Source organism: Luteimonas saliphila, assembly GCF_016774335.1.
Taxonomy (GTDB): Bacteria; Pseudomonadota; Gammaproteobacteria; order Xanthomonadales; family Xanthomonadaceae; genus Luteimonas; species Luteimonas saliphila.
The window spans coordinates 88,108-113,329 of record NZ_JAETWA010000006.1; the positions used below are offsets into that span (position 1 = coordinate 88,108).

Consider the following 25,222-nt stretch of genomic DNA (forward strand, 5'->3'; position numbering starts at 1 on the left):
GGCCGCCATGTCGTTCAGGCACCGCGGGTTCGGATGTCGCCCTCAAGGCAGCAAGATTTCCGGATTGGGGAAAGCAGTGGCGCTCGTTGCGGCGTTCTTGACGACGCCCACTTTTCTGCACGCGCAGGCAGGCGCGCCCGATGAGGCCTCGTTGGAGCGTGTCGTCACCTTCGAAGATCTCGATGGTGTGCGTGACCACAACGACACCCTGTTTGCCACCATCGACCTGTCGGGGGACGGCCGGTATCTGGCCGTCGCTCGGGGCCAGGTGCTGGAAGTGCTGGATGCCGACACCGGCAGGACCCTGCACGCATTGGGCGAGGGAAGCCGGCCGCGTTGGTCCCCGATCGGCGGCCAGCTTGCCTTCTACTCCATCCGGTCGGGGGAGATGCAGCTTTGGCTTTGGACCGCCGTCGATGGCCAGGTCCGCCAGCTCACGCGCTTTCCGGAAGGTGTCGACCCCGATCCGACAACCCGGATCTCCGGGTTCGCCATCGACGCCTTCGATTACTCGTGGTCGCCGGACGGAACACGCCTGGTGTTCGCGTCGCGCGTCTCTTTTCCGCTTGCCGGGCAGCCGGCTGGCGGACCTCTCATTCTGGATCGAACCACCGCGCCCGAACTGACACTGGCGGGAATCTTCGCCCATCCCAGCAGCCTGACGGGCGGGATCGCGGAATCTCCGGATGGAAAGCAGTGGCGATACCGGATGCAGCGTCCCGGCGAACGTCTGCTCAACCGTCTGTTCGTGATGGATATCCAAAGCAACGCGACTACGATGCTGGACACCGGAAGGGGAAACCTCTTCCATCCCCAATGGTCACCGGATGGCGGTCGCATCGCTTTCGCCTCCGTCGAAGAGGGGGCCGAGATCCTGACGTCTACTTCCGGTGAAATCCGCGTGCACGAACTCGCTGGCGGCGCCGAGATCGTGATCTCGACCAGCGACGGCATGAAGTACCAGCCGCGCTGGTCGAACGATGGCACACGTATTGCCTATCTGTTCGGCGGCATCAAGCCGGATATCGCGGTCGCATCCCTCGACGGTTCGAAACACGGGACCCATTCCTTTGGCCGGCACGTATGGAACTACCGTTGGGCGAGTGAAGGCGATGCGCTGCTTCTGTCCTATCCCGAAGGCGCCGCGGCGCGGTTGGGGCGGCTGGACCTGCAGGATTGGACTCTCGCGCCGTTGCTCGATGCGGATATCTGGTCGCTCTGGTCGCAAGCGCGTGACGGAAGCCTGGCCTGGATGGAAGGTGCGTCCGGTCCGGATGTCTGGGTCCGATCGGCCGAGAAGTCGGCCGCGGTGCGCCTGACCAACCTTGCATCCGAGGAGTCGTCCGCGCAGTTCCGGCTGGGGCAGACGGAAACCGTTTCCTATCGCACGCCTAACGGCGACGCCCTGCAGGGCGTTCTGCTCTATCCGCCGGACTACGATCCCGCGAGGAAGTATCCGATGATCGTCGATGTCTATCCGTTGAGCCGCGGCGACCGCTGGATGCATCCGATGTCCGGCAATCAGGCGTGGGCCGCGGCGGGCTACCTCGTCTTCAAGCCCTATGCGCGTGCCCCGCACGTGTGGGTGAACTGTTCCGGCGAGGTCGAATTCTGCCGGGCCAGTCGCGGCCCGAAAGCATGGGATGTCGCGGTCGATGACGTGGTGGCAGGCATTGACGAGGTGATTAGCCGGGGATTGGCAGACCCACGCAGGATTTGTGCCTACGGCTTTAGTAACGGCGGGGGCGCCGCCTCCCATCTGGTAACGCGTACGGACCGGTTCGCCTGCGCGGTTATCGTGGCGCCGGCGCTACCAAGCTGGATCGGCGCGCCGCTCCTGGCGGCGACCAGCTGGCAACTGCTGGCCGACTGGGCGGGCGTGGATGTGCTGACGGATCCGGCCGCGCATGTCGCCCTTTCGGCCACCTTCCGCGCCAGGCATGTCCGGACGCCGGTCCTACTGGCTGCCGGGGACCAGGATGGCATGTTCCTCCTGGGCGCCATAGAGATGTACAACGCGCTGCGGTTCGCGGACAAGGAAGTAACCCTGTTGCGCTATCCCGATCAAGGGCACGTTTTCACTGGTGAGGGACTTCGCGATCTGTGGGAACGCCAGATGTCATTCTTTGATCATTACTTGAATCCTGATCAAGAGTGACCGCATGTTCACTGGAGTCAACATAGCCTAGTCCGATATGTCCCCGTCTCACCCGACGGACGGTGATTTGGCAGGGTTAAAGGGGGCACGAGAACGCGCCGATTGGATCTCAGCCAAATCGACCTGCGCCGCCGAGCCGTACCAATTGAAGCTGCAAACTCGGTGGAATCCGAGAGGATGGACATGCGCAAGAGTCGCTTCTCCACCAAGCAGATCACCGGATCAACTGTTACGGTCAGTGGGGCAGGTCCGTCGGCGATTGCCAAGCGCCCGCCGAGGTCGGATTCTTTAAAGCTTCGCAAGCTGAGCACTGTGCGCACTTCACGGGACGGAGTGCGCGTCAGCGCGACTCGCCAACAAGTTTGGCGATCACGTCGAGGTAATCCTTGAAAGCTTTCCGGCCGGCCGGCGTGAGCCGCGCGCGCGTCAGGGGCTTCCGGTTCAAGAAGGTCTTCTCGATCCGGATGTAGCCCGCCTCTTCGAGCTTCCGGAGCTGGACTGAGAGGTTGCCCTGGGTGACTTCAAGTGCGTTCTTGAGCTCGGTGAAGTCTGCCACCTCGGCGTCCGCCAGATAGGCCATGACGCCAAGCCGCAGCCGGCCGTGGATGACGTCGTCGATCTTGCCGATATCAAAAGCGCTCATGGAAAAGTGTCAGGCGGCGTCACGCGCCAGTCGCATCATGTACACGCCTGGGACGATCATCAGCACAACAGCTACTACAGCGAGCGCGGCACCGAACAAGGAGGCGCCCACAAGCGGGGCGAGGGCGATCGGCGCGGCGAACCACCCCCCGGCCATCATCAAGTTGAAGGTCCCCCGGCGCATGGCGTGGACGACGAGCCACAGCGCGCCCTGCGAAGCGGCCAGCACGAGCGGGGCGAGCTCCAGGATGAAGCCGCTCTGCAGGCGCATGGCGACGATGACCAACACGGTGAGCATGACGAGATGTGCCGCGAACGCGCCCAAGAATGCGGCGCCGCCGACGCGGCTCTTGACCCCGCCAGTGACCCTGCCGCGCGGGAAGCGCCAAGAGATCCAGATCGTGATGACGCTGAGGGCGGAATAGAGGACCACGTAGGCGCCTATGACGAATGCGCCGCGCGGCACGAGTTCGGCGGACGCGGCCCACGAGATGGCGATGTGCAAACACAGGGCCATGCCGATGACGGCGTAGAGTGCCCCGAAGGCCCACATGCGCGGGCGCCAGTCGTCGTCGACGAGGCCGCGCAGGAAGGCGAGATCCTCGCGGGCTGATTGGATGTCATTGCTCATTGGGGGGTCTCCTGCGCTGTCCGCCCTGAGGATCCTACTGGAAGGCGCCGGACCCCTGCGTAGTACGCCGGAGCCCGGTCCGAGACAGAGCCTGCTTCCGCTCATTCCGCCGCCGCGGGGCTTGCCGTCGCGGCCGGCACCTGTGGCCGGCGCCCGGGGATACGTTTGCCGTTCAGCACCCACCCGACGAAGGTGTTGCGGACCAGGACTTGGTAGCTGACGAGCATAAGGGCCGTGGCCAGCGCCAGCATGACCGGGAACTTCACGAACCAGGCCAGCGCAACGTTCGCAAACAGCACTTGGAATGCCATCACCACCGGCAGGTGTATCAGATAGATCCAGTAGCTTGAGTCGGCGAGATAGCGGACCACCTTGTTCTCCTTGGTGAGGAAGGCGACCGCCAGGCCGATCAGTCCCAGGCTCCAGGTCCAGATCGCCAACGGATAGGCCGCCGACGACAGGAGTCGTTCCGCGAGACTCATGTCGGCCAAGGCAGCTGGGTTTTCAGCGAGCGCCGAGTAGCGTAAGCAGAGCGCGGACAATACGGCAGCGCTCAGCAGATGCAGTGGCCACCAGCGCCGCCACACGGAGAGCAGGTCGATCTGGCGGTGCAGCAGCCAGCCGAAGCCGAAGGCGGTTGCGTAAGCGATGCAGGCCGGCAAGTACGGCAGGAGTCCGATATCCGGCGTTCGCACGCCGCCCCATGGAATCCAGGACTCCTTGAACGCGAAGAAGACGAACAGGGGCAGGGCGAGGACGACCGGCGCGAGTTGCGTCTTGACGATCAAGCGCACAAAGCCGTCGACGGCGACCCCGATTCGGCCCTTTGGGTCGATGAGGTGGAAGAACCCGACGACCGCGAGCGTCCCGACGTAGAGCCAAAGCAGCAGGTAGAGGAACCATACGTGCAGCAGCGGAACCGTGCGCCAGCTGAGGCCCGGTTGCCCTTCGGGTGGTTGCAACGCGTCCCCCGCGCCGGCGCGAATCGCCGACCAGACGATGACCGCGATGAACGCTGCGAACAGAAGCGGCCAGCCAACGAAGAGCGGAATTCCGATCCGCTTGGCGCGGTCCGCGATGAAGCCGAGGGCCCCGCGTCGCAGGAACAGAAGCCGCGCGAAGAAGCCGGCGATCACGAAGAACAGGCTCATCCGGAAGATGTGCATGATCAGGAAGCTCGTCAGCAGCGTGCCGGACGGGTCGTTGTCGCGAATAGGCCATAACGGAATCGGCCAAAAGGACATGCTCATGTGCGCGACGATCCCGAGCAGCAGCGCGCCGCTCCTCACCGCATCCAGTGCATGCAGCCGCTCGATGTTCTGCGGTCCCATGGTTTCCCTCCTGTCGCCCCTTGTCGGGCATGAGCCGACAGCGGTCGGCGCTTGGAGGAAATTACGTAAACTAGTTTATAATGTCAACTACAGATTTCCCGCCCATCTTGGTCGCTGTCCCAGGCCTGTTCATGGCGACGGGCCGTGCCGGACGCCGCCGGGCGGACGAACGCACCCAGGGCGTGCATGGCCGCGGGGCAGGTCGCCCCGCGCCCGTCACCGCGCGGCACGCACACCAGAGCGGAAGCGCTGTTGCGCCCCGACCTAGGGATTTTCCGCTGCCCTCCGTCCTATAGTCCTGATAAGGCGGACAAGACATGGCCGAGCGTGACGCCCTGAAGGACTGGTTCCAGCGCGAAGTGCTGCCTTTGGAGGGAGCGCTGATGCGCTACCTGCGGCGCAACTGGCGGGTCGAGGCAGAGGTGCCGGACCTGCGCCAGGATATCTACGTGCGCATGTACGAGGCGGCCTGCCGGCAGGTGCCGCAAAATCCCCAATCATTTCTGTTCGTCACCGCGCGCAACCACCTGATCGACCGGGCGCGGCAGGCCAGCATCGTTTCGTTCGACCAGGTGGCGGATCTGGAGAACGCGCTGCCGCCGGAAGAGGCGCTGACGCCCCTGCGGGTGGCCAGTTCGCGCGAGGAACTGCGCCGCGTGCAGGCAGGCCTGGACACCCTGCCGCCGCGCTGCCGCGAGGTGATCGTGCTGCGCAAGGTGCAGGGACTGTCGCAGAAGGAGACCGCCATGCAACTCGGGGTCAGCATCAAGGCGGTCGAGCAGCAGACCACGCGCGGCATGCGCACGCTGATCGACTTCGTGCTCGGCGGCGGCGCGACCGACCGCCGAGCTGCGCACGACACCAGCGACAAGGAGGCCGAGCATGAGCGTTGAACGTATCGAACAGCAGGCCGTGCATTGGCTGGAGCGCCGCGAGCAGCCGGAATGGAGCGCCGTCGACCAGGCCGCGCTCGATGTCTGGCTGGACGAGGCTACCGAGCACAAGCTGGCCTACTGGCGGCTGGAACATGGCTGGGCCAAGGTGGGCCGACTGGCCGCGCTGCGCGAAGTGCCACCGGCGACCCGCACGCCCCGTCGCAGCCTCCGGTTGTGGAGACCGGCGGCGATCGCGGCCTCATTGGCCGCGGTGGTGGCCGTCGGGCTGCTGTTGCTCGATATCCTGCCGGATCAGGGCAGGGAACATTACGAAACCCCCGTCGGCGGCCGGCAGACGCTGCCGCTGAGGGACGGTTCGCGCGTCGAGCTCAGTACCGATACCCGGATGCGCGCGGCCGTCACCGAAGAGGTGCGCGAAATCTGGCTCGACCGCGGAGAGGCCTACTTCGAGGTGAGGCACGACGCGCAACGGCCCTTCGTGGTCTGGGCCGGCGATCGCAAGGTAACGGTGCTCGGCACTAAATTCTCGGTCCGCCGCGACGGCGATGCGGTGCGGGTGGCGGTCGCCGAAGGCCGCGTCCGGGTGGAGCCGGCGAAATCGGATGCGCCGATGCGCCCGGAAGTGCTCGGACAGGGCGACATCGTGGTTGCGAAGGGCGTATCGACGCTGGTCGCCAGTGCATCGGTGGAGCAGGTCGCCAACGCACTCAGTTGGCGTCGCGGCATGCTGAGCTTCGACCAGACAACGCTGGCCGAGGCTGCGGCGGAGTTCAACCGCTACAACGCCACCAAGCTTGTGCTGGGCGATCCGGGCGCCGCGCAGATCCGCATCGGCGGCACCTTCGAGGCGGAGAATGCGGATGCATTCGCGCGACTACTCGGCTCGGCCTATGGCCTGCGTGTGGAGCATCGCGACGGCGAGATCGAGATTTCCCGTTGAGGGGATCTAGGGGTTTTCCGTGCAGGTCCGTCTCCTGTTTCCTGACGGCAATCGCCAACGGGGAGAGGAAGGATGGGCCGCAACAGACTGATGAAATCACTGCTCGCCGGTGCCTGCGCGCTGGTGCTTGCCAGCGGCGCGGCGTATGCGCGATCGCGCGACTTCGACGTCCCGGCGGGTGACCTGAAGGTCGCGCTAGATGCCTATGCGCGCCAGTCCGGCTTGCAGCTCATCTACCGGGTGGAGGACATCCGCGGTATACGGTCGCAGGGCGTGCGCGGGGCACTCGCGTCGGAAGAGGCGCTGGAGCGCATCCTCGCGGGAACAGGATTTTCCGTGGTGCGCGACGCGAGTGGTGCGGCGGCGATCGTCAGGACTTCCGGCCAGCCGCGGCCGGAAAACGGCGCACGGCAGGAGCCGGCGCCGACGGGCCAATCGGCGGCCACCGAACCGCAGGAGGCGCCAGCTGCGGATGCGGTTTCCCGGAGCGCCCCCTCCGCCGAAGTCGGCGACTTGGACACGATCGTCGTTACCGGCACCCGCATCCGCGGCGAGGGGGGCGCGGCACCGGCCTATATCTTCTCTCAGGAGGATTTCATCGCCAGCGGGGCCAGCTCCGTCCAGCAGGTGCTGCGGACGCTGCCGCAGAACTTCACGGGCGGCAGTTCGGAGACGGCCAGCGCCGTTGTCTCGACGCGCAACGGCAACGAGAACAACGTCGCCTTCGGCGCCGGCGTCAATCTCCGCGGTCTCGGCACGGAGTCCACGCTGGTGCTGCTCAACGGCCGTCGCCTGGCGCCGGGCGGGTTCGGGAACCTCACCGACATGTCCATCGTGCCGCTCGGTGCGCTCAAGCGCATCGAGGTCGTGCCCGATGGCGCTTCGGCCATCTACGGATCGGACGCCGTCGGCGGAGTGGTGAACCTGATCCTGCGCGACGATTTCGAAGGTGCGGAAACGCGGCTGCGCTACGGCACGGTCACCGACGGCAGCTTGCGCCAGTACGGCGCCAGCCAGCTCTGGGGCACCGCCTGGGACACGGGCGCGGTGCTGTTCAACCTCGACTACAGCCGCAACGAGCCACTGTTCGCTAGCGAACGTCCTTACGCGACCGGCCTGCAGCAGGGCACCACCCATCTGAGCCCCGGCGACGAGCGCCGCAGCCTGTTCATCAACGGTCAGCAGGACCTGACCGCCGACATGACGTTGTCGGCAGTTTTCTACGACACGTCGCGCGATTTCGAAAGCATGATGTACGAGGCGGTCGCCGTTCGCCAGAGCAGGTACACCGGCACGACTGACCAGCGCGGCGGGACGCTCGCGCTGGATTGGCGTGCCGGCGACGATTGGACGTGGACGCTGGCGCATACGCGCAGCGGAACGGACGTCGAACGCAGGAATTTCTTCGGGGCTGGTCCTTCCGGGCCTGCGTTCGAGACCTGGGTGTTCTCGAGCCATGACGTCGCCGCGACGGAACTCGAGGCCGAGGGACGCGTCTTCGCTCTGCCGGGTGGCGAGGCGCGACTCGCCTTCGGTGCCGAACGACGCGCGGAGGAGCTCTCCGTTCATCGCATCACGGGCGACGCCAGACTCAGGCATGAGCGGAAGGTAGGCGCCGGGTACGCGGAACTCTTCCTGCCATTGGTGGGCGAGGCCAACGCCAACGCATTCGCGAAGCGCCTCAATCTCACGCTCGCCACGCGCTACGAAGACTACGACGATGTCGGCGCTGCCGACACCTACAAGATCGGCCTGCTCTGGTCGCCGGTCGACAGCGTGAACCTGCGCGCGACCTACGGCACGTCCTTTCGCGCGCCCTATCTCTACCAGTACGATGCGAGCCTGAGCGGTGGCCTGGTCATCGACCTGCCCGATCCTGCGTCGGCGACGGGAACGACGCGCACCGCGATCGTGCTCCAGATGCCGGATTCGGACCTGGGCCCGGAGAACGCGACGATCTGGACGACCGGCTTCGACATCGACCCGGACCTGTTCGGGCTCCGCGTATCAGCCACCTATTTCGACATCGACTACAAGGATCGCATCCGGGCGGCGCGCTTCACCGGAGCCGTCTTCACCGATCCGTCGCTGATGCCGCTGCTGAGCAGGCCGCCGGCTCCGGAACAGATGGCCCTGCTCGATGAAGTTGCCCAGTTCTTCAACCTCACGCCCGGCGACCTCAGCACGGTGGAGGCATTCTTCGACGGGCGCACGCGCAACCAGGCCAGCACCCGGATGCGTGGCATCGACGTCAACATCGGCAAGGATTTCGCCACGCGCCATGGCGCCTTCTCCGCCGCCCTCAACCTCAGCAGGCTGCTGGCCCACGACATCCGCGAAGTCGCCGCCCTGCCGCCCGTCGACATCCTCGACACCATCTACAATCCGCTCGACCTGCGTGCACGCGCGAGCCTGGTCTGGAGCAAGGGCGCCTGGTCCGCCTCGGCGTTCGTCAACTACGCCGACGACTACGTGGACAACCAGCTGCCGGAAACGCCCTCCGGCGTTTCCTCCTGGACCACCGTGGATCTCGGCCTCGGCTATGCGTTCAGTGGCCGGATCCCGTGGCTTCGCGGGCTGTCGCTGCAGCTCAACGCCCTCAATGCCTTCGACCGGGATCCGCCGCGGATCACCGACCTGCTGTCATCGTACGGCAGCCCGGGCTACGACACCGAGAACGCCAGTCCGTTCGGACGCATCGTGTCCCTCGAGGTCCGCAAGTCATGGTGACCGCGACCCGACGCGCGCGCACCGCTGCGCTCTGCCTGCTGACGCTGGTATCCGCGGACGCCTGGGCGGACCCGTCGCCGGCCGGGACTCCCGGCATACCCTCGGTTCCGATCCCCGCGCCGGCCCCGGCGGAGATGCGGCTGATCACCACGGACGATCTGGCGCGCATCCGCGACATCGATACATTGAGCATTTCCCCCGATGGCGCGCGCTTCGCCATCCTCGTACGCCAGGCCGATCCGGAAGCGAACACCTATCGCATGGCCTGGTATGTGGGGCAGTTGGACGGGGGCGCGCTCACCTACGTAGGCGACGGCGGCGAGGCGCGTCTCATGACGTCGCCCAACGGTATACAGACCGGCGATTTCGAAGCCAGCCCCGCGCGATGGTCGCCAGATGGAAGCTCGATCGCCTACACGGTGCGGCGGATCGGCGAAGTGCAGCTCTGGACGAGCCGGACCGATGGCAGCGGTCAGCGCCAGGTCACGCGCAACGCAGCCGATGTGCGCGATTTCGCCTGGAACGAGGATGGGCGTTCGCTCTTCTTCACTGTGGGTCAGGCTCGAGCGGCGCTGGCTGCGCGCCATGAGGCGGTGGAACGCAGCGGGCATCCGCTGCAGAGCTTCAGGACGCTTTACCACGCGGTCAATTCCGGCCCACCGCTGCCGTCGCTGGACGCGGCATTGGCCACCTGGATCGTGGACGCAGACGGGCGCGACGAACGCGCGGCGGCCGAGGCCGAGCAGGATGACTTCACCGCGATCCGCGAGCGCCAGTCGGGTGGCGGCGTGGCCGAGATCTCCGCGGCGCTTCGACCCCCGGTGATCGCCGCCGACGGTGCGATGGCGTGGCTGGAGCGCGACGATCCCGGGCAGACCGGCATGTTTCCCTTCGGCCGGCTTCGCGCGACCCTGGCGCCCGGCGGCGATCCCGTCGTGTGCGGGGATCCGCGCTGCGCAGGACAGATCATCCGCGAGATCTGGTGGCGCGACACTGCGGACGAGGTGGCGATCTGGAGCCTCGACGGGCCGACCGACCTGCGCCAGAGCCTCTATGCATGGTCGCCACGGTCGGGGGCGGTTCGTACGGTCTTCTCCAGCGCCGAGACGCTTCTCGAAGCCTGCGGTCTCTCGCGCCATCGCCTTGTCTGCCTACGGGAAACTCCGCTCGAACCGCGCCATGTGGCTGCCATCGACATCGCCAGCGGTGCGGTGACGAAGATCGCCGACGTCAATCCGGAGTTCGCGAACTTCCGCCTCGGGCGCGCCGAGCGGATCGAATGGGACACCGCAGCCGACATCGCGCGCATGGGCTATGCGCCGCGCGCGGGCGGCATCGTGCTCTATCCGCCGGATTACGATCCAGCCCGCGCGTACCCGCTGTTCGTCGCGCCCTACGCCTCGGGGCGCTTCCTGCGCGGGGACGTGGGCGACGAGCATCCGCTGCTGGTCTATGCGGCCAACGGATTCGTCGTGCTGAACTCCGCCTTCCCCCACGCCATTCGCGCGTTCGTCGAGGGCGACGCCAACGTACTCGCCCAGCGTGCCTACGATCCGGCGTTCGATTACCCGCATCTGACCATGCTCAGCGAGACGACGTTCGCTGGCATGGATACCGTCGCCGAACGCGCGAACATCGATGCCGCGCGGGCTGGGACGGGGGGCGTCAGCCACGGCGCCTTCGTGCCGCTGTACATGGTGCAGAAGCGCGACCGCTTCGCTGCGCTCTCCGTGGCGCATGGGAGCTGGCAGGACCTGGAGTATCACTTTGCCCGCCTTCCCTATCCTTATGGCGATCAGCCGCAGCCGATGTTTCCCAAGGACGATGCCTTCTGGAAGCCGATCGATCTGCGCTGGCATCTCGATGAGGTCGAAGCGCCGGTGCTGTTTCACGCCGCCGCGGTGGAACTCCTCGGCATGGTGCGCCTGATCCGTGCAATGAGCGACGCGCGCCTGCCGTTCGAGGCGTACAGCTTCAACGACGAAACGCACATGAAGTGGCAACCCGCGCATCGGCTCACGATCTACGACCGCAACCTCGACTGGTTCCGGTTCTGGCTGCAGGACATCGAGGATCCCGATCCGGCCAAGGCGGAGCAGTACGAACGCTGGCGCCAGCTTCGTGAGCTGCAGTGCAAGAACCCGCGTTCGGTCCGCGACTATTGCGGCGTCGTCAGCACCCATGTGCAGATCGAACACTGACGACGCCTCCGGAAAACGACGAGCGATGACATGGCCGGAAGTCCACAGCGCGACCACGTCTCGCAAGATGATAGAGTCGAAAACGTTGGCCCTGGTCGGTGAAACCGGGGATGAAGGACGGAACCATTGCTCCTTCATTCGCAAGCCAGGCGGCGCGGTTCAACAATCCGCTGAGGCCGGTGACGCTTCGCGGCACGGCTTGACTTGGCGTTAGGCAGGCGAAATTGAAGCAATTGATGCAGGGATCCACCGCGGTCGTGATCGCCATTGCGATCACTTTCACGATCATGGTGGGTTGTGTCCGCTCCAACGAGCGTGCCGGTCCCTTTGAGGAAACGCAGGACGTCGATACCGACCGGGATCTGAGCGGTTACTTCGCGGGGCTCAACGGCACCTTCGTCCTGCTCGACGCCGCTAGCGGCCGATACGTCCGCCACAACGCGGACCGCGCCGACGCACGGTTCGCACCCTGTTCGACGTTCAAGATCCCGAATACGGCGATCCTGCTCGAGAGCGGAACGGCCCGCGATTCCGCACACACGCTTGCATACGATTCGTCTTTCAACGAGCCAACCCACTGGGCACGTGACTTTGACCTCCAGTCGGCCTTCAAAGCCTCGGCGATGTGGTACTACCGGCAGATGGCACTGAGGCTCGGCCTTGAATCGGAGCGGCGGTTCCTGGAACAGTTTGGGTACGGGAATGCCGATGTCAGCGGGGGACTTCTGGTTCCCTTCTGGATTGATGGAAGCCTGCGGATCTCGCCGAACGAGCAAGTGGCGTTCCTTCGGGCGTTCTACGAAGAACGGCTCGGGCTGTCGGAGCGGACGACCCGATTGACCAAGGAGATCATGCTGGCCGAGGAAACGCCGGGGTGGCGATTGAGTGCAAAGACAGGCGCCTGCCAGCCCGACGGAGAGGAAACGTCGAACTGGTACGTGGGCTATGTTGAAAAAAATGCAAACGTCTACTACTTCGCCATCCAGCTCGGTGCCCCGGATTACGGTCGCGCCTACGATGAACGGATCCCAATCACCAAGCGGATACTGGTGGACCTCGGCATTCTTGATTGAGATACCTGACACGCAAGCCGACGCCGCTTCGGCGCGGGATGGTTCAAGCGTTTTGCCTGGAAACGAACCGATGATGAACGACTTCTATTGTGATGAAGTCTTGAGCGTGAGAACGCCCGTCACGATCGTGCGGGAGACGGACGACGTGCTGGCATTTCACCATACGCGCCCCTACTGGGCGGTTCATATCGTAGTTGTGCCGAGGGGGCGGCCGGTGTATCCGAAGCGATCGCGCCGCGTATCGAAGATTAACGGATCCGATGTCGCTACAGACAGGCCCATCAGAATGATAAAGGACACGATGGACTGCCCTGACCCCGTATGCCGCGTGCGCTACAGCTCACTACAAAACATCCTTGGATGTCCACTCGTGGCGCCGATGCGGACGTTATCCAAGTGGGAATAAGGGTCGGTTATCGAGGGTAGGGCTGCTCGACTTGGTTCAATCCCGGTTTCGACGCACCTGCGCGTGGAGCATGGATGACCGGCGATGACGTAACAGTAGCTCGCCGGAACAGTCCGTCTCCGGACGATGTCTTCAGAATCGATACTGCAGCGTGAGACTGATCAGGCTCAGCGCATCACCGGCGCCGGCCTCACGCAGGAACGCGCCCGGCTGCGCATGGGCGAGGGCCGTGCTCGAGGACCAGCCCGGTGCTGGTCTCCAGTTGAGCGCGAGCGATGCGATGGTCGCGACATACCGGGCGCGACTGTCTCCCGCAGGCACGATCAGCATGCCGTTGGGCGCGTAGACGCCATCGCGGGTGCTGTGGCGCCAGAAGAAGTCGAGGCTGGCGTCCAGCTCGACCTGTGGCGAAAGCTGCAGGGTCAGGGCGGGGTGGATGTTGAAGAAGTTGCGAGGTCCGAGCGTGGCTTCGTCGCCGAAGTAGTTGCCGCGCGGGTAGAGGGGATTGACGGTGCCGAGGCGGTCGTCATGGGAATCCTTGTCGCCGCTGGCGACGGCTACGAGCAGCGCCAGCCGGGGTTGGCCCGCCACATCCTCGAAGGTGTAGCCGGTATCGGTGGCGATCGACCAGGCGCGGATGCCGGCGTCGCCGAACTTGCCGCCCTGGATGATGGACTCCCAGTTCCAGTGCCAGGCTTTGCGGCTGCCGAACACGCGGGCACCGAGCGTCCAGCGGCGTTCGTGCGCCACGCCCTGGACGTAGCGGGCGACGGTGTCCTCGTAGTGCAGCGCGTAGACGTCCCAGGACGTGACGGCTGCGGTGCGGGTGGCATAGAGGCCACGCAGTGCCTGGGTCTGCGAGCGGGCGTCGTCGAAACTGCCGGGACGGTGGTCGCGCGGCGCCGCGGCGAATGCATCGACGCGCCAGGGGCCGCTGGTCGCGTAGGCGCGGACGGCTTCGAAGCTGCGCCGGACGTTGGGGCCCTCGCGTGCATCGATGCCGCGCCCCGACCCGAACTGCAGTTCCTGGATGCCGATGCGCATCCCGGTGCCGCCGTCGCCTGTCGTCGCCGAGCGCCATTCGACGAACAGGTTGGTGGGGTCGAGGCGGTTCTCGTCCACCGGCGAGGGACCTGCAGCGCGGCCGTCGGCATGCGAGCTGGCCAGCTGCGCAAAGCCGCGCAGATGCCTGCCTACCCGCAGATCGACGAGCGCGGAGTGACGCTGCATCCACACGCCCCAGCGGTCCTGGGGTTCCAGGCCATAGCGGGGATTGGCCGTGTGCTCGTAGCGCCAGCGCAAGTCGCCGCCGATGCTGACGCGGATGTGGTCGCCGACCTGGCGGTCCTTCCAGCATGCGCGTTGGTTGTCTTCGGCGCAGGCCTGGCGCTGAGCGCTGAAGTCGTCGTCGAATCGCAGCGGACGGAACTGCGCCAGCGCGGCATCGGCGGCCAGCAGCAGGAGGATGCCGAGCCGGGTGGTCCGCATCTTCATGCCGCCTGATTGCGACGGGCGTCGCGATCTCCGGCCGGCAGCCTTTCGAGCAAGTATTCCGGGCTCATCCCAGGACCTGGACGTTGGACGCGCGGACCTGCTGCAGCGGCGCGCCCGGCGCGCCGCCGACGAAGTGCCGCACCCTCGGCATGCGGGTAGGGTCGGCCAGCAATTGCAGGATCTGGCCCTGCAATACGCGTTCGCTTTCGGTCACCCGTTCGTGCTGGCGCAGGTGCTCCAGCCAGGAGCCGTCGAGGAAGTACTCCAGGTAGATGCCCGGCGCTTCGGTGTCTTCGGCCACACCCCACTGCACGGCGCCATCGCGACGACGGCTGCGGCCGAGGGGGTGCATCAGGCGCAGGAATTCATCGCGACGGTCCAGCGCGATCCTGTACTCGATCGTGATCAGCACCGGGCCGCGGTCGCCGGCGATGTCGTCCACCACGACCGGTTGGGGCCAATGGCCGGAGGGGGTGACATTGACGTTGGCCGCCTCGCCCAGGCGGAAGCGCAGCCCGAAGAACGCGGCCAGCACGGTGCCGGCGGCGGCGGCCAGCAGTGCCGCAGTGGTACTGGTCTGCTGGGCGAGAGTGCCCCAGCCCAGGCTGCCAATGGCCATCCCGCCGGAGAACACCACGATGTACAGCGCAAGCGCGCGGGCGCGCACCCATGCCGGTACCGAAGTCTGGGCGGCGATCTGCAACGACGACAGCACGGTGATCCAGGCGAAGCCGTTGACGAGCGACACGACGTACAGCACCGGGATATTGCGCAGCAGCGCCAGCGCCAGCATGCAGCCGGCGTAGACCAGGGTCGCGATCAGAACCAGACGGTCCGGCGCGACCTTGGCGCGCAACCTGGGCAGCAACACCGCCCCGCTGATCGCGCCGATGCCGATGAATCCGAGCAGCAGACCGTAGCTGCCGGCGCTGGCCTGCAGGTCACGATTGACGACGATCGGCAACAGCGCGGTCAGCGCGCTGGCGAACATGAAGAAGCTGGCGGCCTTGACCAGAACCGACTGCAATACCGAGGCCTGGGTGGCGTAGCGCAGGCCCGCGCGCAGGGCGACGCCGAACGATTCTGGCGGCAGCACCGATCGGGTGGGCGCACGCTTCCAGATCAGCAGCACGACCATGATGCAGAGGAAGCTCAGGGCATTGAGCGCGAAGGCCCATTCGATGCCGGCGCTGGCCACGATCAGGCCACCGAGCGCTGGACCGACGGCTCGCGCGATGTTCATGCTCAGCGACGACAGGGCCACCGCCGGGCTGAGCATGGCGCGCGGCACCAGCTCGGGCACAGTGGCCTGCTGCGCGGGCATCGCCATCGCCGCGCCGATGCCTAGCGCGAACGTCAATGCGATCAGGGTCCATGGCCCGAGCATGTCCAGGTGCGCGAGCAGGGCCAGCGTGCTGGCGACGATCAGCATCCACAGCTGGGCCAGGATCAGGTATTTGCGGCGATCGACGATGTCGGCGAGCGTGCCGGCGAACACGGCCAGCAGCACCACCGGCAGGGTGGTGGCCGACTGGACCGCGGCGACCATGAAGGGCGAGCCGGTGTTGTCGGCCATCACCCAGGCGGCGCTGACGTCGTGGATCCAGGTGCCGATGTTGCCGATCAGCACGGCCAGCCACATCATGCGGAACGTGGGCTGGGTCAATGGCGACCATGCGCCGGGTACGGATGCACTGGGCGGCGAAGAAGGTTGGCTCATCGTGATGTCCTGGGGTCGCGTCATGGCGGAGGTGGGTGCGAGGGCCGCGCTCAGAATGCGAAGCAGGAACAGCCCAGCGCGCCCCAGAACCCCTGATGGTCGTCGGTCGGTGCGGCGTGATGCGCGGCATGGCCGTGGCCGTGCACGCTGCAACCGGCGCCATGCGCGGCGGCGAACGCGGCCGAGGCCTGGGCCAGCGTGGCGCCCTGGTAGCCGCCGAAGTGCCGCACCGGCGACCAGTCGGGCATGGGCGCGGGCAGCGCCGGTGCCAGCGCCGTGTAGTCACCATCGCCGTGGACCACCTTGCCGCCGACCACGGTCAGCACGCTGGTAATGTCGAGGATCGCCTCGTCGGGCACGGCGAAGAAGTCGGCCGACAGCAGGCTGAAATCCGCGAACTGGCCGACGGCCAGCACGCCCTTGTCCGCCTGTTCGGTCGAGAACCACGCGCTGCCATGGGTCCACAGGCGCAGCGCTTCCTCGCGCTCGAGTCGGTTGTCTTCACCGTAGAGCTGCAGCCCGCCAATGGTGCGTCCGGTGCTCAGCCAATACAGCGCCACCCAAGGGTTGTAGCTCGCCACGCGGGTGGCGTCGGTGCCGGCGCCGACCGGCACGCCGGCATCGAGCATGCGCCGGATCGGCGGCGTGTGGCTCGCGGCCCGGGCGCCATAGCGTTCCACGAAATCCTCGCCTTGGTAGACCATGCGGTGCTGCACGGCGATGCCGCCGCCCAGCGCACGCACCCGCTCGATGCTGCGATCGGAGATGGTCTCGGCGTGGTCGACGATCCAGTGCAGGCCGTCGAACGGCACGTCGCGATTCACCATCTCGTACACGTCGAGAATGCGCGCGATGCTCTCGTCGTAGGTGGCATGGATGCGGAACGGCCAGCGGTGTTCGGCCAGCAGCCGCACCACCTGCTCCAGGCCCGGTTCCAGCCCCGCCTGCAGAACGGGGCGCGGTTCGCCGAAGAGTTCGAAATCCGCGGCCGAGAACACCAGCATCTCGCCGGCGCCGTTGTGACGCAGCATGTCGTCGCCTTCGCGCGCGGACAGCATCTGCGTCCAGCGCTGGAAGTCGGCAAGCTCGCCGCCGTTGTTCTGGGTGAACAGGTTGTAGGCGATGCGCACCGTGAGCTCGTCGTCGGCGTGCAGCTTGCGGATGATCGCGTAGTCGTCGGGATAGTTCTGGAAGCCGCCGCCGGCATCGATCACAGAGGTGATGCCCAGGCGGTTCAACTCGCGCATGAAGTGGCGCGTGGAGTTGATCTGGTACTCGGGCGGCAGTTTCGGCCCAGCGGCCAGCGTGGCGTAGAGGATCAGCGCGTTCGGCTTGGCCAGCAACAGACCGGTCGGATTGCCGGCCCTGTCGCGCTGGATCTCGCCGCCGGGCGGATTGGGCGTGTCCTTGTCGTAGCCGACGGCACGCAGCGCGGCGCGATTGAGTAGCGCGCGGTCGTACAGGCGCATGATGAAGACTGGCGTGTCCGGTGCGGCCGCGTTGATCTCGTCGAGCGTCGGCAGTCGCTTCTCGACGAACTGGTATTCGGTGAAGCCGCCGATCACGCGCACCCACTGCGGCGCCGGCGTGCGTGCGACCTGTGCCCGCAGCATGGCCATGGCGTCGGCCAGCGAGCGCACGCCGTCCCAGCGCAGCTCCAGGTTGTAGTTCAGACCACCGCGGATGAGGTGGGTATGGCTGTCGTTGAGGCCGGGGATGAGACGGCGGCCTTCGGCATCAACGACGCGAGTGGCGCTGCCGGCTTTCTCCATCACCGTCGCGTCGTCGCCCAATGCCACGACGACGCCGTTGGCTACGGCGATGGCGGTCGCCATGGGCCCCTTGGAATCTAGGGTAGTGATCCTGGCGTTGTGGACGATCAGGTCCGCCATGAAACGCTCCTGTGGACGGGTGAGTCCGTGGCCGGGCAGGCTGGCGACGGTGGCACCGGCGGCGAGCGCGCCGACGAAGCGGCGCCGGGAGGGGTCTTGGACAGGCGTGCTCATGGCGTGGCTCCCGTGTGATCGAACAGCAGCGCATCGAGCGACCAGTGCCCGCCGCCCAGCAGCGCCAACCCCAGCAGGGTCGCCGTCCACAGCAGCGGGTACTCCATTCCGCCGTGCATCCAGAACCAACCGCCCTCGCGGTTGAGCGCGGCGGTGAGGGCGAGGAAGGCGGCGCCCAGCGCTGCCGCGACGGGGGTGCACAGCCCGAGAACGACGCACAGCCCGACCAGGATCTGCATCGCCGCCAGCAGCAGTGGCAATGGCGTGGACGCAGGCAGGCCGAAACCGCGCAGCTCGGTGGCGAATCCGGCCAGGCCCGGCCCGCCGAACCAGCCGAAGAGCTTGCCCAGCCCATGCGGCAGCAGGAAGCCGCCGGCCGTCAGCCGCAACAGCAACAGGGCGAGGTCGCTGCGCGATGGATCGGCAATAGCGATGTGCATGGGCATCCGTGTGTCTCCACGGGGAAGGGGAGGAGCGGAACGACGGACCAGGCCTGCTCGACAGGGCGAAGAGCGAGCTCGTGCATGACGCGTGGCGTCGACTTGCGAAACGGATGACCCTTTCCGCGCCGGCGCGGACGCCATGTCCCTTGCGGGAGACACGGCATCTGTCATCCCGAAACGGTCAGTGCCCGCCTTCGCTGGCGTTGAACATCGTCTTGGCGTAGGTGATGCCGATGCCGTAGGCGCCACCGTTGACCCGGGCGATGCCGGTACTCAGTTCGTAAGTCGCGGTGCGCGCCCAGTCCCGCTGGAGTTCCAGCAGGTACTGCATGCTGGTCAATGGTCGCGCGCCAGCCTGGACCATGCGCTGCACCGCGCGCTCATGCGCCTCGTCGCTGATGTCGCCGCTGGCGTCGGTGATGACATAGGCCTCGAAGCCCTGTTCGAGCGCAGACAGCACGGGACCGACGATGCATACGCTGGTCCAGAGACCTGCGAAAACGATGCGATTCTTGCCGATGGCGTTGACCTTCTCGGCAATGCGCGAGTCCTCCCAGGTGTTCATCGAGGTGCGGTCGATCTTCGGCTCGCCGGGAAATGCCTCGGTGATCTCGTCGAAGATCGGACCGGAGAAGCTCTTCTCGGCGACCGTGGTCAGGATGGTGGAGACCTTGAATCCCGCCGCGCTCCTGGCGACCAGCGCGGTGTTGTTGCGCAACACTTCGGCGGCGATCGACCGGGTCGCGAAGGCCATCTGCGACTGGTGGTCGATCAGGATCAACGTATGGTCTTTCGGGGTCAGCAGGCTCTTGGCCGGGCTCGGGGTGGCGGTAGGCATCGGGCGTTCCGTTGTCGAGGGGTAGGGAGGATTGGCTTGCGATGACATCCGTGTGCCGATGCAATCGGAAGCTCTTCTTCAAGAGAACCGGCATCGCTTCGCGGCGACCCGACATGCGCGGGTGGGATGACCATCGGAAGGCGCGCCTGCCAATGGCGATCCGCGTGGCCTTGCATGACTCCTTCAGGAGGTCCCGCAGGTCCTGGTTGAGCGGGTCCTTGTGGGTAATCGTCTATCCCATCGCGGTGACCGGGATAGACGATCAGGCAGGCACCCTTGACCCGGCGCCATGAAGGCGCGTCCGCGGCGGTGGATGCAGCATCGCATCGCACCGACTAATGCCAGAACTGTCTCGAAGTCCGCTCTAGGCCGTTTGCGCCTGCTTCTTCTGGAAGGCGCGCCATGTCATTGCCCGCGTGGATGGATCGTCGATCATGCCTGGCTTCAGACGGTGGATCGCCTGGTTATGGGGTGAAGTCTTGACGAGCTCCGGATTGGAGTAGGCCTCGTCGGAGATGCGGCTGAGCACGGCGATCCATTGGTCCAGCGCTTCCTTGCCGTACATCTCGCCGGCTTCGGGCGTAAAGGGTTGGGGCAGGAGCCAAGGTTCGTGGCTTGCCCACAACGGATCAATCCCGAAATCTGACATCCGGTTCTGAACGTCGTGGATGTCGACGCCGGTCTCCTCCTTCATCGTCTGGAACGAGTAACGCGTCATTTCCATCCTGGGGGTCGTCTGCTCGGGATGGGAACGGGTCACGCCCCTGATCGCGAGCAGCCCCTTCTCCATGTAGTTGTTGGACATCACCGAAATGTCAGAGGCCTGGGAAATACCGTCGGCGCCCATGGAGCGGGCCCATGCATAGGCCTTCAGGACCACCTGGACGTTGCCCAGGAACTCCCGGATCTTGCCGACGCTCTGCGGTCGGTCAGCGTCGAGGCGATAGCGGTCACCATCACGCACCACCAGGGGGGATGGAAGGAAGGGCGCGAGTTCAGCCGAGCACCCATAGGCGCCGGTCGCCGGTCCGCCGACCCCGGTCTTCGGCGCGCCGAAGGTCTTGTGCAGCATGAACATGCAAGCGTCGAATCCGATCTCGCGAGCACGGAGTTTCGACATGGTGGCGTTGAAGTTGGCGGCGTCGTAGAAGGCCAGACCGCCCGCTTCGTGAACGATGCGCACCCATTCCTTCATGTCAGGGTTGTAGACGCCCATGTCATCGGGGTTGTTGACCATGATTGCGGCGGTGCGATTGGAGACCACCGCCTTCAGCGCGTCGAGCGACGGGTAGCCGTTCTCGTCGAGCATCAGGGTAATGACCTTGAAACCGGCCGCTGCGGCGGTGGCCGGATTGCAAGGGTGGGTCTGGATCGTCACGATGATTTCGTCGCGCTGTTCCAGCTCGCCCTTCGAGGCGTGATAGGCGCGTGTCACCGCGCAGTTCAAGTAGGCCGCCTCGGACCCGCCCCCCGCCTGGAACACGAACTGGTCCATCCCCGACATTTCGCGCAGCACCAGATCCATGTTGTGCACGATCTCAAGTGCGCCCTGCATGGTGTCCTCATGCTGGAGGGGGTGGAGTTCCGTGATCTCGGGACGCCAGGCCAACTGCTCGTTGATCTGGGGGTTGTACTTCATGGTGCAGGTGCCGAAGAGGCTGATGCCCATCATGCCCAGTGTCTGCTGGGAGAGACGCAGATAATGGTAGAGAACTTCGGGCTCCGACATCTCGGGCAAGGCCGGTTCGTCCTGCCTGCGCATGCCGGACGGGATCAAGTCCGACACGTCGCCGACACGCTGCCGGATCTCGGGTTCCGCGAGCGGAAAGAGCACGCCGCGGCGACCGGGATATCCCATCTCCATGATGACCGGCTCGTTCCAGACGGGGGCCTGGTATTGCTTGAGTTCGACGCTCATAGTGAGATCACCTTCTGAAGGGCGCCAGCCAGGCGCTCGATATCGGCATGGGTGTGGACCTCGGTGACGCAGTAGAGTGCGCTCTGGCCGAGTTCGGGGAAGTCGAAGGAGAGGTCGTGGCCGCCGAAGATGCCTTCGGCGCGCAGGGCGTCATTGATCTCGGAGACGCTCTTCCCGGCGTCGTCGAAGTTGACGACGAATTCCTTGAAAAAGCCCGAGGGGAAATTGATCCTGATGCCGTCGAGCTCGCCAAGGCGCTGCGCGGCATGGTGGGCGCGCTGCAGGATGATTTCACCGATCTCGGCGAAGCCCTGCGGCCCCATCATCGCCATGTAGGCGGTCGCGGCGACCGACCACAGGTAGACGGAGTGGCCGATCCAGTCCTTGCCTTTTTCGCGCAGGTCGTAGGAAGACTGGTGGAGCATGGCGCGCCCGAACCCGAACTCGCCTGACTTGATGGTCTCGGCGATACTGATGCACAGCGTCGGATACTCCCCGGCGTAGCGAGGTTCGTCGCGCGTAGCAATGAAACCGCCGACCCCGCCGCCGGCATGGAGGTGGACGCCCAGGGGCTGGATGGTGCCGACGACAATGTCGGCGCCGTAGGCGGACGGCGGGGACAGCACGCCCAAGGAGATCGGGTCGACGCCCACGATGGTCTCGGCGCCGGCCGCGCGGGCGATGGCGGCGATCTCCGCAGCCTGATGTTCGATCATGCCAAGGTAAGACGGCACTTCGAAATAGACGGCTGCTGTCTGATCGCCGACCGCGGTCCGCAGATCCTCGAGATCGATCAGTCCAGTCGCTGGATCGTAGTCTACGAGGCGGATGGCGATGTGGTTCGACATCTCCGGCGGCTCGCAATAGTTGCGGATGATCGAAAGCCGCTCCGGATCGATTGCCCGAACGACGGCAACTTCGTGACGGCCGGTCAGCCGGGCCGCCATTCGAAGGGCGTGGCCGGCGGCTGTGCCCCAACTACGCACGGGCATGCCGACCAGGTCGAGATTCAGCAACTCACCAAGCTGGCTGCAGAACTCGAACCAGGCCTGGTAGAGGCCATGGTCGGAACTGGGCTCGCCATAGATGGAGGTAAGCCATTCGTTGCGTCGGACGATCTCGTCGACGGCGGCGGGCACATGGTGCTGCCAGATGCCCGCACCGAGGAAGCTCAGGTTGTCCTCGGTGCTGCTGTTCTTGGCGAGGATCCCGACAATATGGCGGCGTAGTTCGCGCTCGCTCAGCGCCGGCGGCAGGTCGAGCGGACGGGTGAGGCGATGGTCCTGCGGGATCTGCACGAACAGGTCCTCGACAGTGTCGACACCGATCGATTGCAGCATCACCTGCTGGATTTCCGGCACCGAATTGGCCATGTAAGGATGGGGTGACACGTTTGTCATGATGAATGCTCCTTGGGTTTGGTCAGGCCCGGACCTTGACCAGCGTGATGCGGTGCGGACCGGTGATGACGGGGATGTGTCCGGTCAGCATCACGTCGATTTCGGAGTCGCCTGTGTCGACCTGCAGCGCCCCGGCGGGCAGATTGATCAGCTTCTCGACAGTCGAGATCACGTTGATCCTGTCGCGTCCCACCCTGCGGATGACCTCGGCGCTGATCTGCTGGTTGCCGCGCCCGAACAGGCTGCCCTGTCCGCCGAGCACGCTGACGATGATCTCGGCCTCACGCCCTTCGATGATCCGCAGGAGTGCCTGTTCATTGAGGTCCAGGCCAATGGCCTGACGATCCAGAACCGCATCGATACCCAACAGCGTGGACGGGATGCCGAGGGCGTCCGCCACACGCCGGGTGGTCGTTCCCGGCCCGAGGATGTAGATCCTGCCGGCGCGCATGCCCTCGGCTACTTGCCGCGCCACGGCGTCAAGTGTTTCGTTCTCGCCGGGGACCGAGCCCGCCTTTGCGTTCTGCACAAGGCGACGTTCGAACGGGCTGCGCGCGTGACCATACAGCTGCGCCGAGACCGTGCCCGCACGGACCGCATCCTCGTCCAGGTCCATGACTTCGGCATCGCGCAATAGCGCGCGCGGGCTGCCAGCCAGGAACAGCGCGGCGAGGTGACCGGCGTTGGCGGGTGTCGTACCAAAGACGGCCGAGTGCATCTTTACGCCGGCAGGCACGCCCAACATCGGCACCTGCTGGCCGCTCGCGCCAAGGATGTCGCGCGCGGTACCGTCGCCGCCTGCAAAGAGGATCAAGTCGACGCCCCGGTCCGCCATGGATTCTGCGGCCTCGCGCGTATCGATGCTGGTGGATGACCCGACGTGTGGAATATCCAGCACGCTGGGCTCGATCCCCGCTTCGCGCACTACCTGCTCGCCCATTGGTCCGGCGACGGTGATGACATTCACCTGCGGCAACGATGCGGTCAAACGGTCGATGGCTTTCGCCGCTCTTTCTCCTGCGACTGGGCGGGCGCCGCGACGCATGGCCTCGTTGACGGTCGCCTGACCATCCGTGCCCTTCAGGCCGACGCTCCCGCCCATTCCCGCGACCGGGTTGACGATGAACCCCAACAGAGGGGGGCTCCGGTCGGGAACACCTGTACGATCGGAATCAACCATCGTGCACCTCACTTGTCAGCGGCATCGGTCTCTCGGAGACATGCGCCACGTCGTCTGTCAATGCAGGTCGCTGTGCGTGATGCCATCGACCGCGGCCATTCCGCTGGCGTCTCTGTCGACGTGGGTCTTGGCGGTCATTCGCTCGCGCTCCTCATGGCTCTGGATCGGCGGGAGGATGAGCAGGTCAGCCTCCTTGACGTCAGTGTCGATCAGGAGGGCGCAAAGCGATTGTCGTTCTATACGGTGATTTGGATCGAACCACCGCTGGAAATGTATTCCGATTCACTTGAGAGAGTGTGGGCATGCGCTGTTCGGCGAACTGAAACTCACTCCAGACTCCAACGGCACGCATCCACTGCGGGAGCGGCGTGCGAATCGCCTGCTCTGTGAGCATCGCCGAGGCATCCACCAGGGGTGGCACGCCGATTAGCGCTCCGCGGGATCGTCCACACCTACGCTGCGCCCGCCGTCTGCGTGGTCGAATTGGTATCGGCTAGAATTGGAATTGACGACGACGCAATCTGAACCGGTGGACTCGATGCGGCCCCGCGCTGGCGCACCACGGTTGTCTCTGCTCGGACGGCGCACCGAGCGTTCGACGATCGAGCGGGTGCTGGCCCGGGCGCAGGACGGGCAGGGCGGTGTGCTCGTGGTGCGCGGGGAAGCAGGCATCGGGAAGACTGCGCTGCTCGAGTACGCCCGCGCCACCGCGACGACATCGGGGTTTCGGGCGGAGTACGCGGCCGGAGTGGAGTCCGAGACCCAGTTCGCGTTCGCGGGCCTCCACCAGTTGTGCGCGCCGCTGCTGGACAGGGCCGGCGCGCTGCCCGACCCGCAGCAGAGTGCCTTGGGCGTGGCGTTCGGCATGCGCGACGGCGCTGCGCCGGACCGGTTCCTGGTCGGGTTGGCGACCCTCAACCTGTTGGCCGAGGTGGCCGAGGACGGCCCGCTGCTGTGCCTTGTCGAGGATGCACAATGGTTGGATCAGGCGTCCGCGCAGGTCCTTGCGTTCGTGGCGCGGCGACTGGTGGCCGATCGGATCGCGTTGGTGTTCGCGCTGCGCGACCCGACCGATCGCGATGTCAGCGCCTTCGTCGACTTGCCCGAACTGCGGCTGGACGGGCTCGGACAGAAGGATGCACGGGCGCTGCTGGCCGCTGCCGTCGGCGCACCGCTCGACAACGCGGTGCGCGACCGGATCGTCGCCGAGGCGCG

General features: G+C 65.8%; 18 protein-coding genes. 7 read left to right on the forward strand and 11 right to left on the reverse strand.

Features of this window, described 5'->3' with window-relative positions; translation table 11 throughout:
* Positions 1-7 precede the first annotated feature (7 nt).
* Complete coding sequence (locus JMO03_RS00580; RefSeq protein ID WP_202839146.1) at positions 8-2,158, forward strand: prolyl oligopeptidase family serine peptidase; 2,151 nt, start codon at positions 8-10, stop codon at positions 2,156-2,158.
* Positions 2,159-2,498: 340 nt separating this feature from the next.
* On the opposite strand, the gene JMO03_RS00585 is transcribed toward JMO03_RS00580, so the two are convergent.
* The 3 genes from JMO03_RS00585 to JMO03_RS00595 form a co-directional block, all read right to left on the reverse strand.
* Entirely contained in the window at positions 2,499-2,801 is a 303-nt protein-coding gene (locus tag JMO03_RS00585; protein WP_202839148.1) for a winged helix-turn-helix domain-containing protein, read from the reverse strand.
* 9 nt (positions 2,802-2,810) lie between these two features.
* Positions 2,811-3,431, reverse strand: a complete 621-nt coding sequence (locus JMO03_RS00590) for a hypothetical protein (protein WP_202839149.1) — start codon at positions 3,429-3,431, stop codon at positions 2,811-2,813.
* 101 nt (positions 3,432-3,532) lie between these two features.
* A complete protein-coding gene (locus JMO03_RS00595) occupies positions 3,533-4,762 on the reverse strand; it encodes an acyltransferase family protein (protein WP_202839150.1) in 1,230 nt (409 codons plus the stop codon).
* A gap of 317 nt (positions 4,763-5,079) precedes the next feature.
* On the opposite strand from JMO03_RS00595, the gene JMO03_RS00600 reads away from it, so the two are divergent.
* From JMO03_RS00600 to JMO03_RS00620, 5 genes are all read left to right on the forward strand, one after another.
* Positions 5,080-5,655, forward strand: coding sequence for an RNA polymerase sigma factor (locus tag JMO03_RS00600; RefSeq protein WP_202839151.1), 576 nt, complete (start codon positions 5,080-5,082; stop codon positions 5,653-5,655).
* The gene (locus JMO03_RS00605; protein ID WP_202839152.1) at positions 5,645-6,598 is read left to right on the forward strand and encodes a FecR family protein; all 954 of its coding nucleotides are present in this window, start codon (positions 5,645-5,647) and stop codon (positions 6,596-6,598) included. Before JMO03_RS00600 ends, JMO03_RS00605 begins: the two co-directional genes overlap by 11 nt.
* Before the next feature lie 90 nt (positions 6,599-6,688).
* A complete protein-coding gene (locus JMO03_RS00610) occupies positions 6,689-9,328 on the forward strand; it encodes a TonB-dependent receptor (protein ID WP_202839153.1) in 2,640 nt (879 codons plus the stop codon).
* A 134-nt stretch (positions 9,329-9,462) separates the two neighbouring features.
* On the forward strand, positions 9,463-11,529 hold the full coding sequence (locus tag JMO03_RS00615) for an Atxe2 family lasso peptide isopeptidase (RefSeq protein ID WP_238345767.1): 2,067 nt from the start codon (positions 9,463-9,465) through the stop codon (positions 11,527-11,529).
* Positions 11,530-11,765: 236 nt separating this feature from the next.
* Positions 11,766-12,602, forward strand: coding sequence for a penicillin-binding transpeptidase domain-containing protein (locus JMO03_RS00620; protein ID WP_202839156.1), 837 nt, complete (start codon positions 11,766-11,768; stop codon positions 12,600-12,602).
* 538 nt (positions 12,603-13,140) lie between these two features.
* On the opposite strand, the gene JMO03_RS00625 is transcribed toward JMO03_RS00620, so the two are convergent.
* The 8 genes from JMO03_RS00625 to JMO03_RS00660 form a co-directional block, all read right to left on the reverse strand.
* Positions 13,141-14,502 carry an alginate export family protein gene (locus JMO03_RS00625; protein WP_202839158.1) on the reverse strand — a complete coding sequence of 454 codons (1,362 nt, stop codon included), beginning with the start codon at positions 14,500-14,502 and terminating at the stop codon, positions 13,141-13,143.
* Between the two features lie 64 nt (positions 14,503-14,566).
* Positions 14,567-16,222, reverse strand: coding sequence for an MFS transporter (locus JMO03_RS00630; RefSeq protein ID WP_202839160.1), 1,656 nt, complete (start codon positions 16,220-16,222; stop codon positions 14,567-14,569).
* A gap of 50 nt (positions 16,223-16,272) precedes the next feature.
* Entirely contained in the window at positions 16,273-18,114 is a 1,842-nt protein-coding gene (locus JMO03_RS00635) for an amidohydrolase (protein ID WP_202839190.1), read from the reverse strand.
* A 110-nt stretch (positions 18,115-18,224) separates the two neighbouring features.
* Positions 18,225-18,668, reverse strand: a complete 444-nt coding sequence (locus tag JMO03_RS00640; RefSeq protein WP_202839191.1) for a DoxX family protein — start codon at positions 18,666-18,668, stop codon at positions 18,225-18,227.
* Between the two features lie 184 nt (positions 18,669-18,852).
* Complete coding sequence (locus JMO03_RS00645; protein WP_202839162.1) at positions 18,853-19,509, reverse strand: hydrolase; 657 nt, start codon at positions 19,507-19,509, stop codon at positions 18,853-18,855.
* Positions 19,510-19,873: 364 nt separating this feature from the next.
* Positions 19,874-21,427, reverse strand: a complete 1,554-nt coding sequence (gcvPB, locus tag JMO03_RS00650; protein WP_202839164.1) for an aminomethyl-transferring glycine dehydrogenase subunit GcvPB — start codon at positions 21,425-21,427, stop codon at positions 19,874-19,876.
* Positions 21,424-22,800, reverse strand: coding sequence for an aminomethyl-transferring glycine dehydrogenase subunit GcvPA (gcvPA, locus tag JMO03_RS00655; RefSeq protein WP_202839166.1), 1,377 nt, complete (start codon positions 22,798-22,800; stop codon positions 21,424-21,426). The genes gcvPB and gcvPA overlap by 4 nt, the downstream gene beginning before the upstream one ends.
* 49 nt (positions 22,801-22,849) lie before the next feature.
* Positions 22,850-23,959, reverse strand: coding sequence for an ATP-NAD kinase family protein (locus JMO03_RS00660; protein ID WP_202839168.1), 1,110 nt, complete (start codon positions 23,957-23,959; stop codon positions 22,850-22,852).
* A gap of 553 nt (positions 23,960-24,512) precedes the next feature.
* Here JMO03_RS00660 and JMO03_RS00665 point away from each other — a divergent pair.
* The coding region (locus JMO03_RS00665) for a BREX system ATP-binding domain-containing protein (protein WP_202839170.1) at positions 24,513-25,222 on the forward strand (710 nt) is incomplete at its 3' end.